Annotated in this window: 17 protein-coding genes; 4 read left to right on the plus strand and 13 right to left on the minus strand. The window is 44.3% G+C overall.

Annotation, left to right across the window (positions count from 1 at the left end; translation table 11 throughout):
* Window positions 1–6: 6 nt before the first annotated feature.
* From G588_RS0106325 to G588_RS22965, 7 genes are all read right to left on the minus strand, one after another.
* Entirely contained in the window at window positions 7–393 is a 387-nt protein-coding gene (locus tag G588_RS0106325) for a hypothetical protein (protein WP_022777917.1), read from the minus strand.
* Window positions 394–411: 18 nt separating this feature from the next.
* Window positions 412–840, minus strand: a complete 429-nt coding sequence (locus G588_RS0106330) for a hypothetical protein (RefSeq protein WP_022777918.1) — start codon at window positions 838–840, stop codon at window positions 412–414.
* Between the two features lie 49 nt (window positions 841–889).
* Complete coding sequence (locus G588_RS0106335) at window positions 890–1,489, minus strand: hypothetical protein (protein WP_022777919.1); 600 nt, start codon at window positions 1,487–1,489, stop codon at window positions 890–892.
* 113 nt (window positions 1,490–1,602) lie between these two features.
* Entirely contained in the window at window positions 1,603–2,895 is a 1,293-nt protein-coding gene (locus G588_RS0106340) for a hypothetical protein (RefSeq protein WP_022777920.1), read from the minus strand.
* A 265-nt stretch (window positions 2,896–3,160) separates the two neighbouring features.
* Window positions 3,161–4,315 (minus strand): hypothetical protein, encoded by a 1,155-nt coding sequence (locus G588_RS0106345; RefSeq protein WP_022777921.1) that lies wholly within the window; start codon window positions 4,313–4,315, stop codon window positions 3,161–3,163.
* Window positions 4,316–4,581: 266 nt separating this feature from the next.
* Complete coding sequence (gene aspS / locus G588_RS0106350; protein WP_022777922.1) at window positions 4,582–6,390, minus strand: aspartate--tRNA ligase; 1,809 nt, start codon at window positions 6,388–6,390, stop codon at window positions 4,582–4,584.
* Window positions 6,391–6,819: 429 nt separating this feature from the next.
* Complete coding sequence (locus G588_RS22965) at window positions 6,820–7,482, minus strand: hypothetical protein (protein ID WP_022777923.1); 663 nt, start codon at window positions 7,480–7,482, stop codon at window positions 6,820–6,822.
* Window positions 7,483–7,771: 289 nt separating this feature from the next.
* On the opposite strand from G588_RS22965, the gene G588_RS22705 reads away from it, so the two are divergent.
* Window positions 7,772–7,927, plus strand: a complete 156-nt coding sequence (locus G588_RS22705; protein WP_022777924.1) for a hypothetical protein — start codon at window positions 7,772–7,774, stop codon at window positions 7,925–7,927.
* A 140-nt stretch (window positions 7,928–8,067) separates the two neighbouring features.
* On the plus strand, window positions 8,068–8,487 hold the full coding sequence (locus G588_RS21355) for a LysM peptidoglycan-binding domain-containing protein (protein WP_022777925.1): 420 nt from the start codon (window positions 8,068–8,070) through the stop codon (window positions 8,485–8,487).
* A gap of 210 nt (window positions 8,488–8,697) precedes the next feature.
* Here G588_RS21355 and G588_RS0106375 read toward each other — a convergent pair whose 3' ends face one another.
* The 4 genes from G588_RS0106375 to G588_RS22430 form a co-directional block, all read right to left on the minus strand.
* Window positions 8,698–9,498 (minus strand): FRG domain-containing protein, encoded by an 801-nt coding sequence (locus tag G588_RS0106375; RefSeq protein WP_022777927.1) that lies wholly within the window; start codon window positions 9,496–9,498, stop codon window positions 8,698–8,700.
* A gap of 181 nt (window positions 9,499–9,679) precedes the next feature.
* A complete protein-coding gene (locus G588_RS0106380; protein WP_022777928.1) occupies window positions 9,680–11,167 on the minus strand; it encodes a hypothetical protein in 1,488 nt (495 codons plus the stop codon).
* 160 nt (window positions 11,168–11,327) lie between these two features.
* A complete protein-coding gene (locus G588_RS22425; RefSeq protein WP_196804954.1) occupies window positions 11,328–11,498 on the minus strand; it encodes a hypothetical protein in 171 nt (56 codons plus the stop codon).
* Entirely contained in the window at window positions 11,470–11,631 is a 162-nt protein-coding gene (locus G588_RS22430) for a hypothetical protein (RefSeq protein ID WP_022777930.1), read from the minus strand. Before G588_RS22430 ends, G588_RS22425 begins: the two co-directional genes overlap by 29 nt.
* 33 nt (window positions 11,632–11,664) lie before the next feature.
* Between G588_RS22430 and G588_RS23255 the strand changes: the two genes are divergently transcribed.
* Entirely contained in the window at window positions 11,665–11,790 is a 126-nt protein-coding gene (locus tag G588_RS23255) for a hypothetical protein (protein WP_022777931.1), read from the plus strand.
* Here G588_RS23255 and G588_RS0106400 read toward each other — a convergent pair.
* Window positions 11,783–11,986, minus strand: coding sequence for a leucine-rich repeat protein (locus G588_RS0106400; protein ID WP_022777932.1), 204 nt, complete (start codon window positions 11,984–11,986; stop codon window positions 11,783–11,785). The two genes, G588_RS23255 and G588_RS0106400, sit on opposite strands and share 8 nt — an antisense overlap.
* 281 nt (window positions 11,987–12,267) lie before the next feature.
* Between G588_RS0106400 and G588_RS22435 the strand changes: the two genes are divergently transcribed.
* Complete coding sequence (locus G588_RS22435; protein ID WP_022777933.1) at window positions 12,268–12,435, plus strand: hypothetical protein; 168 nt, start codon at window positions 12,268–12,270, stop codon at window positions 12,433–12,435.
* A 56-nt stretch (window positions 12,436–12,491) separates the two neighbouring features.
* Here G588_RS22435 and G588_RS21360 read toward each other — a convergent pair whose 3' ends face one another.
* A complete protein-coding gene (locus tag G588_RS21360; protein WP_022777934.1) occupies window positions 12,492–16,022 on the minus strand; it encodes a starch-binding protein in 3,531 nt (1,176 codons plus the stop codon).
* Window positions 16,023–16,174: the final 152 nt, after the last annotated feature.

Raw genomic sequence — 16,174 nt, forward strand, 5'->3', positions numbered from 1 at the left:
GCAGGTTCATGCCGCGAAGCGGCGTAACAGAAACCCTTTCCGACGCAGAGTCGGTGAGGGCAGTTCATATTGGTAGAATGTATATCTTGATCCACTGGTTACATAATAATTCTTGTAAAAAGGGCGTTCCTGCCCATCGTAGTACAGTGTTCCTGAGGAGTTATAGGTTCCGTATTCCTGTGGGTCATAGCTGTACTTGGCTCGTATGATCTTACCATTTTCCTTGACGTAGGTTTTCTCCTGATAGTCTAATAAAGGCCTTATCCAATCGACATCCCTATATCTTGCTCCGTCAAGTGAAATAATCTCATCGAAGACTTCTTCGCCTTTTGGGTATGGGTCGAGTTTTGCCTCAATAGCAGCGGCTGCCGGTATCATCTTTTTCTTGTTCATACTTATCCTTAGCTGATCTCAATATATTTCCATGAACATTTTTTCTTCATCATAGGAACCAAATATTTCGGATATCTCCTCTTGAATTTCAGGATTAGAAAGCAAGTATTCAAAATAATTCTTGATATTCTTTGATACTACTTCCATTCCGTCATGCAAATTAGCAAAACACATTGCCCTTAGTATAATAATATCCTTATCGACAAGTTCAGCTTTTTTGCCCGTTTTTCGTTCGAGAAACTCTTGAAAGCTTTCTCCAGAAAGGCAAAACTCATATTGGTATAGTTCGTATTTTTTTCGGCCATCGATGTAATAAGGAGTTATGAGTGCTTCTTCCGCTAAAAGATCACCGGCATCTTTACTAATTAGATCTAATGCTTCATGGATATTCAGCAGGTCATCATCAGCTTGTATGCGATTATTTTTTATATAATTATCAAAAATCATGATTATCCTTAGCTGATCTCAATAGTCCCTCGTGCTTTGGTGCACTCTATCAAATAAGCTTCATAAGCTCTTCAATCACTTCTGCTGAATGTTTCGGGTCATTATACCCCAATCCTCCATAGTAAGAGCAGTTCCTGCCATCCTCCGTAACAAAGACAATACGCCATGCATAGTTTGCGGTCGAATCAGTATCTGTCCCTGTAAATTCAGGTGTTTTTTCCCAAGCATCAACTTCATATCTCGATACAATTGTACTTAGTTTCTCAATAGCTTCTGCTGATAGAGCAACAGAATTGGTATCATCGGTGTAATATGCCTTCTGAGTCAGATCAAATACCTTTTTTTGTGCGAAAACTCCTTCATTAAGATAAACTCCAATTCGCACGATTTTGTCATCTTTTTTCACAGCATAGTCCGTATCTTTGTCAATGAAGCCATATAACCTGTCCATTTCCGTATATCTGTACATGTCCGCAGAGCCCTCATATATTTCATGGGCCTCCTCTGAGGTACAATCATCAGCGACCAGATCGTACGCTTCAACAAAGGCAACTACGTCCATCTCGTCAAAGTCTTCTTTTTTGAAATCATAATGTTCAACCAGATACTGAATATATTCCTGCTCCTTATTTGCTTCGGTATGTTCCATGCTTATTTCTTCTCCTTTTCCATTTCCTGTATTGCTGCATCCAACCAATAATATAAGTATTAATAAAAAGTTAAGGCAAATCAGCCGTCTTTTCATTTTTTAGCTCCTTTGTATTAATTATTTGCCATATCTTTAGCATACTGTTCAAGCATATCACTCGCTTCAGGAAAGTACTCCTTTAAGATTTCAATATTTTCCAAATCACCTGCCATTTGATATGAAAAATATTCGGCCCATAGTTCTTTACCAGGCTTAACACCGTCAGCATCACATCCCCAGTAAGTATCTTGATCATGTCCGTATCCATTTCGCAATTCATTTCGAGAAACTCCGCCATATACATCTGAAGGTGCTTCATATAATGGTCCACCGGTTATGTGGTTTGTTTTCATTTCCTCTACTATCTTGTCATATAAAGCCTTATCACGCCTCGGAAGACTATCTCTGGTTCCGTTTTTCATGGCTTCAACAACTTTATCCAAGTCTGCAGCAGGATATTGGTTATTAGCTTGTAATTGCTCTCCTATACTATGGACACTATGCTCGTTATTAGGATTATCGTATACATCGTACCATATTGCCTCTTTTAGTGTGACTTCTTTTTGCATTGCATGGCTATAGTAAGTATAGGTCTCAGTATCAGATCCGGAAAAATTACACATATCGTTATTATAATCTAGGCAATGGCCTGTTTCATGGAACAAAGTTGTATACGGGCCTCTCGGATCCGGTTCGAAACTATTCGGATTATAAAATAATCCGCCATACTCTCCGCCTTTAGTATAATTAAAACATGCTCCCGGCTTTTTGTTACCGTTTTCATCAATGGTATAATAGTTGCAGTCTACTATACAGTATTTATCCAAATTATTAAGAAACATAGATCTATATGGTTCCGGTGCATTGTATGCAAGATATTTTATGTTCCTTATATCATCTTCGGTTAAATTATTATTCTTGCCGCCTTTTAAGAAATCTTCAAAAGCCTTGGCATATTCGGGATGAATTTTTTCAAAGTCTGAAATGAATTTTTCCATTTCCGCAGGGTCCGTCTGCATAAGGTCATTTCCGGACTTTTTACTCGTTCCACCGCCACCTTCAATCACTGCCTGTTGGTCGCCTCCTGAAGGCCTTATATATTGCAGTATATTGTCTTCTGCCTGAGTATAATAATCCAGTATCTTATCAATAGCCTCCTTTAATTCCTGTACTTTCCTGGATTCATCGGCAATTGTAGTTTCAAACCCTCTTACAGTTGGCACCAATTCACTAAAGCTAGGCATTTTTTCCAATTCGCATGCAATATCTTCAGTCTCTCTGCTCAGTGCTTCCAGCCTCGTACTGGCGCCTATGAACCCCTGTGACGCTTGCCTGCATCCGGAAATATTAATTCTAAAGCTCCCCATATAACATTCTCCTTATTAATTCGATGCAAGTACTATATCATATGTCCTTCCACATATGTTGATTTTCCGACGAATGACACTTGAAATGGGATGAATGGCATTTTTCGAAGATTTTTTTGCACATAATCAATAAAGAATGTCGCTTGCGACATTCTCGCGCCGAGCGCGGTTGCTGAAGGCAACATATTCCTATCGCGCGAGTGCGCATCCATAGCGGTTTTCAGAAAATTTTAATGTTTTATTTAGAATTTTTTAAAAATTTATTTTACCCATAGAAAAAGGCCACGCCGGCTACTGGATACAAGATTTTAAAATGTGTACTGTTGTGGTATAGGTATAAACCATTAGGTCCCCGGTGAAAGCCATTACTTTCAGCTAAGGAAATGATTCCGTCTAACATTTGCTGCTTTTCAGAATCAGTATAAAGATCTGATGAATTCTCTTTTATTCGAATAGAATCAATATCCAATACTATCGCACCGTCTCCATACTTAAAATCAGCTTCAACTACGTCGTTGTAACAAAAATAATGCTTATCAAGAACCACCTTATTATTACTATCTCTACTAGCAAAAGTTTGCGAATACGAACCATCAGAATTGCCAGAGACCGGAACTGGGTCAAATACTCGTTCTAACAGGGTTTCATCAAAATTTGTAAGGTCATGGACAAAATACATTTGAGAATTCGAAGATGCCAGGCTAATGCGATTGTTTTCAGCTAAGAAAATGATTTCGTCTAACATTCGCTGCTTTTGAGAATCTGAATAAAGATCTGATGAATTCTCTTTTATTCGAATAGAATCAATATCCAATACTACATATCTGTTTCTAACCTTAAAATCAGCTTCAACTACGTCGTTGTAACAAAAATAATGCTGATCAAGAACCACCTTATCATTACTATATGTGCCAATATAAATTCCCGACCACGAGCCATCAAAATAATGCCAATAGCCTATTATCAAAACGGAACTTGTAATAATTATAAAAGAAGTCATCAAGACCTCTACGACTCTTTTGCAACGAATACCCAAAGTAACACTAAGTTGTTTTCTTTTTATCCACCATCCGATTAGATAAAAAATCAATACCGAAAAAACTGCATCCAGGAAAACAACTAACAAAACATAACCTAAGAACATTACTTGTGAGTCGCCTCCCTGAAATCTAATAGCCATAGTTTTCACCAAAGCAAGCAATAATACTATCCTAAATAAATTGAAAGCCACTTTCTCTTTACGCGATGGAGACTGAATGATCATATAAAACAAAATACTGCATAAAAACGGAAGCAGGATTAGAAGTATATGGAAAATAGAATTAGATCCGATTCCATACGTAAAAATAGATAGAAGGAAAATATAATCTGTTATTATGGCTACCATGATTATTTCTATGGCTCTAGCTAATTTATTCACTGTATTTCATACTCCTAATCATTAGTTTGTGAATTGATCCTTATGCTCTTTTTTAGCCTTTTTATAAAATCTGCCGTTTTCATCTTTATAGGAATGTTTATAAATTCAGTATATTAGCGGCATTCAAGCCATAAAACACACTTTTCGGAAAAATAAGGACATCTGTTTTCACCTAAATAGCGAGTTGACCGCCCCCGTGAATTATGAAGTTTTTAATTATTTCACAAAAAAGACAGGTCAAAATGACCTGTCCGGGTAATACTTAATTATTCATTTTCCTCATCAGCTGTAGTCTTGATGTGAAGCTCCTCAAGCTGCTTGTCTGTTACGTATCCGGGAGCACCCATCATGATGTCCTGCGCGTTCTTGTTCATAGGGAAAGGAATAATCTCTCTGATTGTGTCCTCTCCTGCAAGGAGCATTACCATACGGTCTACGCCGGGTGCGATTCCTGCGTGCGGAGGTGCTCCGTAGCAGAATGCGTTGTACATGGCAGGGAACTTGGCCTTAACGTCCTCTTCACCAAGTCTTACCATCTCGAAGGCCTTGATCATGATCTCGGGATCATGGTTACGAACAGCTCCTGAGGAAAGCTCGATTCCGTTAACAACAAGATCGTACTGATCTGCTGTGATGGAAAGAGGATCTATCTCGCCTCTCTCAGCCTTAAGAAGGGTCTCAAGACCACCTGAAGGCATTGAGAAAGGATTGTGGCAGAACTCAAGCTCGCCTGACTCCTCGCCGATCTCGTACATAGGGAAATCAACGATCCAGCAGAACTCGTACTTTTCTTTGTCCATGTGACCGGGAACTGCTGCGCCGAAGGTCTTAACGATAACGCCGGCTGTCTTCTGAGCTGCTGTAAGCTTACCGGCAGAAAGAACAACCAGGTCGCCGCTCTTAAGTGAAAGAGCTGAAACCACTGCGTCTTTTATAGGTGCAACGAACTTGGAGATTCCTCCAACCAGCTCGCCGTTCTCATCCATTCTGAACCAGTATGCCTTGTTTCCGGACTGAACCTCTACATCGCCGATGGTCTTGTCGATGAACTTGCGGCTCTCCTTGAAGTCGGAAATAACAACTGCCTTGATTCTTACGTTGGTATCTGTACCGTCCTCAGCCTTAGTAGCGAAAGGTCCGAAGCCGCAGTCCTTAAGAGCCTCAGTTACATCTGTAACAGTAAGGTCGATTCTAAGGTCGGGCTTGTCTGAACCGTATTTTTCCATAGCCTCAAGATAAGGAATTCTGGTAAAAGGAGACTTGGAAGCGCGGTCATAGGTACCATACTTCTCAAATACGGGAGGAAGTACATCCTCACATACTGCAAAAACGTCCTCCTGAGTAGCGAAAGCCATCTCCATATCAAGCTGATAGAACTCTCCGGGGCTTCTGTCGCCTCTAGCGTCCTCATCTCTGAAGCAGGGTGCGATCTGGAAGTAGCGGTCAAAGCCTGCTGTCATAAGAAGCTGCTTGAACTGCTGAGGAGCCTGGGGCAGAGCATAGAACTTGCCGGGGTGCTTTCTTGCAGGTACAAGGTAATCTCTTGCGCCCTCAGGTGAAGAAGCGGTAAGGATGGGAGTTGTGATCTCCATGAATCCGTGCTCTGTCATTGACTGACGAAGGGCTGCGATTACGTTGCATCTAAGGATAATATTCTTTTTAACCTCGGGATTACGAAGGTCAAGATAACGATATTTAAGACGTGCTGTCTCGTCAGCCTCTCTTGAGTGGTTGATCTCAAAGGGAAGCTCGTTGTAACGGCATCTTCCGAGGATCTCGATGGACTCGGGAACAACCTCAATATCACCGGTCTCCTGCTTGGGGTTCTTGGAGCTACGCTCTCTTACAACGCCCTTAACGGAGATTGTGGATTCCTTGGTGATGGCCTTGGCTGTCTTGACCATCTCTTCTGTTTCAAGAACGATCTGTGTTGTGCCGTAGAAATCACGAAGGACTACGAAGCCGAGGTTGGATCCTACTTCACGCATGTTCTCAAGCCAGCCAACAAGCTTAACACTCTCGCCGACATTTGCCATGCGCAGCTCACCACAGGTATGTGTACGTGACTGCATCATAATTTGTTACTCCATTTCTTTAATTTAATCCGCAGTCATCATTTCAAAATATACAACGTTGCTCATAGTGCTGAACACTGCGTAAAGCCCTGAGCATATCGTTTCGTGCAAGGGCACTCACGATATAGGTCTTTACTCCGTAGCACTACAATCGCGCCTTATGTATATTTTGAAATGATGGCTGCTCACTTATAGCCAAAGGAATAGGAATTGACAAAGACGTCATGCATTCCTTTAACCAATATTTGTAAAATAGCTGCTACTGTAATGTCGGCCTACAATCCCGGTCTGGATGATAAGGCGTAGTTAATGGGATAACCGCTGGGTTACGCTGACAAAAAAGTAGCGTGATATCGGATGAAGGTCTGATATCACGCATTACATTTTAGAACATGATTATGTTTGTTGCAAGAAAAAACTGATATTGGGTTATTTAACTTTGTTGCCGCCCCATTCTACTACGGTGAAGCCCTTGCGCTCAGGTGCGCTTAAGTACTGAGGGTTGATCTTGATGAACCTCTCTGTAGGATACCAGGCCATGAATACACGGATGATGGAATCAGGCTCGGGAGTTACGGTAAGCTTGGCGTTCTTGTTATAGGTTCTGCCCTGGAAGCTTATCATGTTATAAGCGTTGCCCTGCATCTGCGGAACCCAGAACTCCATGAACTCTTTGGCCTCGGACTCGTTAAGTCCCAGCTGAGGAAGTGCTTCCTTGAGGAACGCCTCTGTATCAGCCCCTCTGATGCAGAAGCCTGAGTAGAAATCATATTCCCACTTTGGAGCTCCCTCCCAGAAGAGATAATCGTAGTCTTTGCCCTCGAAGGTTATCTTGCCGTTCTTATTGGCGGTGCAGTTCCAAACATTCTCTGCATTGAACTCAGGTATGAGCTCGGTAAGATCTCCGTTGTAATCCAAACGCACTGAAACAGCAGTGTTATCTTCCTCGGGATAAAGGTAAATTACAGGCTTGAGATCCTGTCCCGTAGCGCAGTCATCTGAACTGCCATTTCCCGCCGGAGCACCGCTGCATCCAACACACATTATTAAAAGTCCCGATAAAATAAGACCCAGAATACTTTTCTTCGTCATAGGCATCACCCCCTATAGCTATTTTCATTGTAACTTACGGGGACTTGTCTGAAAATGCCAAAACCGCCGATAAAATCGGGGTTTTTTTGTACAAATTTTCTGAAACGTTTTCTGAAATATGGCAGGGGGATGAAGGGAATTGCAGTTTCCTTTGTTTTATGCGGGTTGTAGCGGTTTGTGCAGCGGTTGTTTTAGCGATTCATTGCGTTACTGTAATGTTTGGCTGCGGGCTGATTAACCTCCCGGCAGTTCCGGGAAATATCAATCCAGAGTATCTTTTTACCAAGACTTGCGGAGCAAATATCTTGATTTTGACTATATCAAAGCCATTACTGAGGCAGAAAAACCCGGCCCTGAAGGTAAAAGCAGGTGCATTGCCATCGCTGATCTGCTGACGGATATGTGCTATTTCCAGCATATGGTTGAGGTGGTAAAAGAGTTATAATTAGCCCGCGAGCCCAGTTTTGGTGCGGGTTTGCGAGGTGGTGTTTTTATTGTACTCCTTATTTGGGATTATTAGGATGTAAGAATGAGGTAATGACTTCGGATGATTCCAAGTGATTTCAAATGAGAGGAGTACGCGATATGAGTAAAGCACTTTTGGCCGCAGCAAAGATGTATGATGATCCCAGATTTTTATCTAAGAGCGAGATCCGCATTTATAAAAACAAGCTTCGCCGTGAGAGAATTATTCGCAGACAGAAACTTGCTTTGGCGCTGGCAGCTGCAGTAGTGGTTTTCGTGTTTTCTTTTTTACTGTCAACACTAATACTTGATGCTCAGAGCGATGAGTATGCTCCTGAGTTTAAATATTACAAGCAGATCACGGTTCACAGCGGCGACACGCTCTGGGATATCGCGGCTGAGAATATTTCCTACGACCACTACAGCGATATTGCTTCCTATGTGGCGGAGGTTTCATGCATAAACAATCTCCCGGAGAATTGTAACATTCTGGCGGGAGAAAGTCTTATTATTCCTTATTATTCTGCAGAATTTAAGTGATCTGTATGTCAGATCAATGTACAGAGTTTTACATCAGCCATGGCGGTTCCTGTGATTGCCAGGGCTGTTGTTATTTTGAGCATTGTTTTTGTTATTTTTCTTACTGTGTTCTTCATGTTTTTTCCCTCTCTTTGTATTCGATATAATGCATCTTATCAAAGCAAGTATCACAGAAGAATCACAGTCTCGGATGATGTGATCTTAGGGGTGTTATCTTACGTAATAATGTCTTCCCAGCCATTTTGACAGGCCGTCAAGGCCCGGGTAAACAATGCGTTCTGAGACATTCTGGTGGTCAAGCATATCACGTATCTGCCAGCGGATTTCTTTTTTTATCACATATTTGACTGTCTTGTCCGTGCATCTGTCAAGGAAGCCCTGAATGTCTGCCATGTCATTGGGGATGACGGAGAAGAACGAGTATTGGTTGACGATCCTGACGTCAACCGACGGCGGCTCAATCATGAGCATTGAGGAGGAGCCCATGTCACGGTCGTAGGTGTCAAGGCTGTCGCAGGCTTCCGAGAGCATGTCCACGGAGAAGACGGTGGTGTTGTACTTCTTCGCGATTTTCCGGTATTTCTCCGGAAGGAGGTCATGAAGTTCGTGGATGTCCGTGCGCCACACGACGCTGTCTCTTTTTTCCATATCTTCCATATCGTTCTCGGTACAGGAGAAATGAAGCGCGATCAGCGGCGAAAATGACCAGTCCAGGAGCCTTGTTGGCAGTCCATGGTGCTGCCCGAAGATCATCTGCCGCCACACTGAATTCTCAATCGACGGCTCCTCCAGCACCGCGTACTTGGTGAAGTTCCGCAGCATGCAGGGCTCCAGCTCCTTTTTCTTGTCCTTGCAATTCCTCGATAGGCTCGTGGTCAGCTCAAACTCCGCGTCCGGCTGCCCCCGGTACACAAAGAGATTCCTGTTTCTTTTTAGGTCATTCCTGTATTCCTGCTCATTAAGAAGGTCGTACAGGTGGTCCATATCCTGAATGATCACAGTCTTAATCATAGGCTCACCCTCCACTACCATTGTACCATTTCCCGATCATCCGCATCTACTTTTCCGTGTTGAAAAAATTGGGGTCTGACCCCAATTTACTTCATGGCAAGCCTCAAACCTTGATTATATCTGCACTTCAGTTTTTTCTAATTGTGTCTAAACTGTGAATTGGGGTCAGACCCCAATTTCATCACCAATCTATTGTTATGCTGAAAATTTCATTGTAATTGTTAATTGCGAATCTGAGTTTAGCGGTGCCTCCGTCGTAGGTCACATAGCACCAGTCAGGGGTATTATAAAAAGGTTCTATGCTGTCAGGCTCACCGTATTTTTCTTTTAGCAGAACAATACTGTCTCCCACCTGGATTCCTCTGGCGGTTGGGGTGGTGTTCAATAGGTAAAAATCGATATAGGTTGCCGGGCCTTCTCTTTTCATATCATCGTTGACAAGAACCGCTTCAAATCCATAATCGGAAGCCATGGCCTCAGGATAGCATAAATTCCATCTATAGCCGGCTTCAGCTGAAACAAAACCGTAGTTGCTTTCCTCATAGCGCTCAGGGTAGCCAAGGGCATCCACAATTTCTTTCCAATTGGTAGAGGGTCCAAAGGTGTTTCCGTTATAGGAGAATGTAACATCCTCGAGAGTGATGGGAGACTTATTTCCTCTGAGAATGTTTTTCACCATCAGTTCTTTTATCTCATAAGGTGAATAGGTTGCGATTCCAGCGGCGTCAAAAGCGTTTTTGTAATAGCTTCCCTCGTCGTAAATAGAAAGATCCTTGTGAGCACCCTTGTCGTCGCAGAGAGTATAGATTGTGTACCAGGTCCTGTCAGCCGGGTCCTCCTCAAAGGCATATTTGGTGGCCTGAATCCCCTTCCATTCAGCGCCGGATACGTCCAGGTTGATACCCACAGATTCCATGCTATGCGCATAGCCGCTGATCTCCAGATAATAGTATTCGGTGTAAAGATAATGCCATCTAAGCTCAGCGTCCAGATATCCGTAATCGCCACCCCAAATGTCATGGGATGCTGCACCGGCGGGAGAAACTGCTCCATCGGAGCTTACAGCCTCTTCATTTCTAAACATGTTCTCTTTGAAATATCCAATCGTAAGGCCATCGGCGGTGTCCTTCAAGATGAACTCTATCGCATGGTCATCAAACTTGGATTCTGTAAAAGCCACATCCACCGCCAGCTCATTAGCTCCGTCCTTGCCGCAGTCCAGAAGACGAGCATCTACATGGGCATCATTGGTGCCATCAAGAGCAAAGGATGAACCTTCAAAGGCTTCAATGAGCTCTTGAAGGGTGTAATCGGCGGTCAGGTCGAAGGCATCCTCAAGATCCTTGATGCGGTAATCTGCAGAGTCGGCAAAATGGGCCTTTGCTTCGTCCTTTAAGAAGGCGTCGAAGGTGGGGAAGGCAGTCAGATCGGGGGTGTCACGAAAGGTGGTGGTCATGCCGTTTTTGGGTTCCTCGGCAGTGGTAGCTACGGCGGCCTCTTCCTCAGTTGTGATGTTCTCCTTCGCCTCATCTGTTGATATTTCCACCTGAGTAATTGCTGATGTTGCCTCTTCGGTGGGTTCCATAATTATCGGTTCTTCTTTGGGGGCATTTAATGCGCAGCCGGTCAGCATCATTACTGCCATAATACCTGCAATTGGTTTTTTCATAGTAATCTCCAATTCTTCATATAATCTAGATTGAGGTCAGACCTCAGATTAATTCTATGCCAAACTACTGAGGCATTATAGTGTGGAATAGGCAAATTAAAGCAAATGAATTTCACTACGGCGCAGCCGTAATTTCATTATTTAATTATGAACGTTCCTTTTACGCTTCCGGCAAAGTTCCCCGGTAATTGCCCTTACCGTTGACGGTTATTTTATATTCGCCGGGGACCTTGAAGGCGCTCTTCTTATTCTCATAGGTAAGAGTATAGTCACGGCCCTCCTTCAGGGTGAAGTCGCCGCCTTCAAGGCTCACCTTTATGACAGGCCTCACGAATATCCGGTGTCACATCACCCCATTCTTCCTCATCGTATTCCGTATATACTTCACCGGACGGAATAAACTTAAGGTTCTTCCAGGTGTTCTCGCTGATCTTCTTCTCCCACTGCGCTCCCCTGAAGGTCACTTTTGAATACGCATTGCCAAAGCAGGAGGCAAAATGGCAATAATAGAAATATACATATTTTCCCAGAGTAAAAGAGTCTATGTAAGTGGATCTAAAAGCTCAATCTCCCAGTTTATAAACTCCAGGGAGCTCAACATTACCTGTAAGGTTTTTATGTGATCCCATCTCCCAATACTATCGGACTATAAATCTCACTTTTTTCAAAACAATGCTTGCCAAGAGTAGTGACAGAGTCCGGAATAACAGGCTTTTTTAAGTCTTTGCCAGTCATTATCTTGTAAAAAGCATAGTCTCCGATCTCTGTGACGGTGCTTGGAATCATAGGTCCAGGTGGCGTTACAGACTTCTTCTGCAAACGCAGTGGCTGCGCAGCTCATAGCACTTCCTGCAGTAAGAATCGCAGTAAGGGCAATGATTGCAGCCGATTTTCCCAATCTTGTCAGTCCATATTTCTCCCAACAGTTTGTAATAAAGTGGAGACATCATAGCAGATTTCGGGCGATTCTACAAAAAGAGAATTAAATTCCCAATTGGGGGCAGACCCCAATTTTTTGTGTGACAAAAGTGTGATAGAAGAGGTGATAGTATAAATTTGTAAACAAAAACGAATTCTTGTGTGAAAGAAGGTATAGAAAAATGGGTACAAATATCTGTGAAAAGAACGGAAACAAAAATATAGCAGGCGGGGCACCCGCCGGAGACAATCTTGAGAAGGCGCTGGCTTCCTTCGGAGCTTTGGCGGCGATCTCGATTGTTAGAAAGAATTTTCCGGGATTCAATAAGGTGACAGGCACTGCATTATGATAACGTGACAGGCACTTCAACATAGTGAAGTGCCTGTCACTTTAGTTAGGCAAAGTTTAGCCGATGAGTATTCCGTTGTCGTCGAAGGTGTATTTCTTGCACCAGCGAGTGATGGTGCGGCCGCGGACCATTTTGCCCTGGGAGTCAAAGAAGCGTCTTCCGTCCTCGAAATCGACGAAGGAGCTTGTAACCCTGCCGCCTCTGACATTGATATAGTAAGTGTCACCATCGACTTCGATCAGAGAGTCTCTTACCTGCACGCCGTTAGCATCATAGTAATAGGTCTTGCCCCATTTGGTGTAGAATCCGGTTACTCTGTGACCGCTGGCATCAAGGTAGTAGATCTTGTCATCAACAGTTACATAGTCGGACCTTACCATAGATCCGTTGGCCTTGAAGTAGTAGATGTATCCATCGATTCTTGCAAATCCGGTTACCTTGGTTCCATCTTCCTGAACATAGCTGACTGTTCCCCACTTTGTCACAAATTTTCCGACAGGTTCGGGAATCTCAGGCACTTCCGGCTCCTCGGGGTTATAGCCCAGGAATTCGTATACAGTCTCTTTGCTCTCAAAGCTGTCAGTACTGCTCATGGTAAAATAGCACTTCTCCGCCGTAATATTTCTGTTGTCGCCCAGCTGCGTTCCGTTTCCGTTGTTAAAAATATATGTCAGAGTGCCTGTATTAAGCGGCTTCTCCGGAACCTCGGCGCTATACCAGTTACTACCCTCTTCTCTCACCATCTTTTTCCCGGGCCACTGCCCCACAAGGTGGTTGTACTCGCCGTTATTTCCACCGTAAACATAGAGGAAAACATCCTGCCATGCACTGTCGTCGGCCTTCTCGTTGTAGAAGTAAACCGTCTTGTAGGTCACCTCTTCCTGTCCCGAAATAGCTTCCATGGCCTCCTTCTTGGAGCCAAACTTACGATAGGTTATGCCATCGTGCATGAAGAAACGATACTTCATATCAGACAGCTTCATATCCGGTGTCTGCTTGCCATTGCCGCCGTTGTTGAAGATGATGTTCAGATCATCGCAGGCTCCCGCAGGAACTACAACCTTGTACCATCCGTCCTCATCCTTACTAACGGCCTGTCCTGGCCAATCGCCAAAGCTTGCAGCGCCCCAAATGTAGCAGCTTACTTCGCCCCAGCCCTCAGTGTCATAGAAGTAAGCAGTTGTATACTCTCCGGACACTCCCAGAGCCTTCTCCGCCGACTCCTTGTCCGTGAACCTGAGCACCGATAACTGGCTGCCGCTATTCTCCGCATCTACTGCAAAAAAGATCTCTTTTCCGCCTGCAGAAATATTTGTAATATCTACTGTCTGAACGCCGTTTCCGTTATTAAAAATCACATTGAAGGCATCAAGAACTTTATCCGACTTGATATCAGCTCTCCACCAGCCTTCTCCCTCATTAACCGCAGGCTCCCCCGGCCATCCGCCAAAAATCTGCTCACCGCCATCGAGCCAGCCATAGGCATTGACCGCACTCCAGCCTTCTGTATTAAAGAAATATACGCTGTAGCTGTGGATTCCCAGTGACTCCTCAGCCTCTTTTTTCGAATAAAACAGCTCCGATGACCTGGGTGTTGCAAAAGTTCCGCTGTCCTCAGTAATCACATACTCAGGTGAAACCAGGGTTCCGTCTTCATTCTCGAAACGTATGCCAAACTCCTCTGCCAAAACGGTAACACTAAACCAGCCATCGCCCTCATCCTCGGTATCAAGCGCCTCTCCGCCATCTACTCTTGCTTTAACCTGTGACCAGTTATCTGCATTGTAGAAAGAAACCACCTTGCCGGTTCCATCCACTCTATCGGTAAGAACAACAACGCCTCTGGCAGCTACAGTTCCGGAAATCACACCGTCTTTTACCAGGAAAATAGCACTGCTGCCCTCAACCTGATCACGATAGATACCGTCAGTCAGCTGCGTCTTGCAATTTACAGCCGTCTTCTCACTACCTGCATTAACGATAACCGCGCCTTCAACAGCATCGCCCTTTCTCTCGATCATAAGGACCTTGTTGTTGCCGCCGGGATTAGACAGATACTCGTTTACATCTCCCATTTCCCTGCGGAACTTGTTAACAGCCTTGACCTCAGGAGCCTTGTAGATATCGCTTCCAGCCTCGCCGATAAGGTTGTCACCATATGGGCTCTCAGGCGAAGAATTATTGGGCCTACTGAAGAAAAGAGGTGTTCCGGCCTTCCTTGCGCCGATGATGGACCAGCCAAGGATGACATCTCTGTCGTAAATAGACTTCCAGCAGCTGTCGCCGTCATTCATATAAGTATCATGGGACTCAACCCAGGTCACAAGGCGCTCTGCATCTGCTTTGTATGTGCTGCCATAAGCTGTATCGTCGTAGATCTGATAATCCAGAATCCTGTTAACAGACAAATTGGTGCTTGTCAGAGCAGATCTGATGCTTGCACCGTAGTTGCTGGCCGTTGTTCCGCCAATATACTGCTGGTAAGCTGCCAGTCTGTCATTGGTTCCCTGCAGAACCTCGCCGTATACAAACAGCTCATCGTAGCTCTTGGTTCCGACCTCCGCAGAGTACTCATCAATTGCCGCTCTCATATTTGGGTAAAAATTGTTTCTGCCGGGATCTGATGCATAATCTGAAGGAACCGGATCGTCAGGCAGCGCAATATGCTTGGCCGTATCGATTCTGAAACCGTCAGCTCCCAGATATACGCAGTCCTTAAGGAACTCGTAGAAATACTGTTGGAAGCCTGCATTCTCGGTATCCACATCCGGAAGGCCGCCCATCTCATAGTAAGTGAGCTCCAGTCTGTCGGTGTAACCACCCGCTGTCTTACCTGTTGTATGGTAAAGAGCATCGCTTCCACCTGCTGCCTCGTACAAAGCATCAGCAATCTGGCTGTAGGTAGGTGTTGTATGGTTTGGCAAAATATCAACGATGACTGCGATACCATACTCATCAGCCACATCGCACATGTGCTTGAACTCATCCCTACTTCCCAGCTGATAGTTACCGATAACCCAATCGGTGGGCTGATAATGATACCACCACATTCCGTCGGGGCCGTGAAGATTCATGCCCGGATCGGTGGCAAGACATTCATTTATAGGCGAAGTCTGAACCGCAGTATAACCTGCATCCGCAATATCCGCCATGTTCTCTGCAATGGTGTTGAAGCTCCAGCAAAAAGCATGAAGTATAGCACCGTCATGTACACTGTCTCTTGTTATGAGACTGTTGTCAGCCTCTCTCTTATCCCTTGGTGCAACGGCATAGGTTCCCTGCTCTGCCACAGCCGCAGTTGCAGGCTCGACCTCATATTCCTCAAGAAGCTCCACATCATCCGTATCCTCGTCTGCACCGAAGTCCTGGAGAATTGCTTCTTCTGCCTCATCTTCTGAGTCCACATCAGCTTCTACCGCATCATCTACGGTATCTTCCTCCGTCTCCTCTACGGTTTCCAGAAGAATTACTTCATCCTCCGGCTCAGCCGCATAGGCTCCGGAAACGTTTCCGAAAGAACTCAAAAAAACAGACAAGCCAAGGCCTGCCGCAGATACCACTCTGCCCCATAGTTTACCCCTTCTCATACTTCCTCCTTGCTTTCCTTTAAAGAATTGGCAGTTTGCACTGCCTGTTGATAGTTACAATGTGATAAACCGATTAACATTTATAATAAAATTATAATTTTACTGGGGTTTCTGCGTCAATTGTTGAAACTCATCCATTTTTCGGAAACGTT

This window comes from Butyrivibrio sp. AE3009 (assembly GCF_000420845.1).
In the GTDB taxonomy this organism is placed as follows: Bacteria; Bacillota; Clostridia; order Lachnospirales; family Lachnospiraceae; genus Butyrivibrio.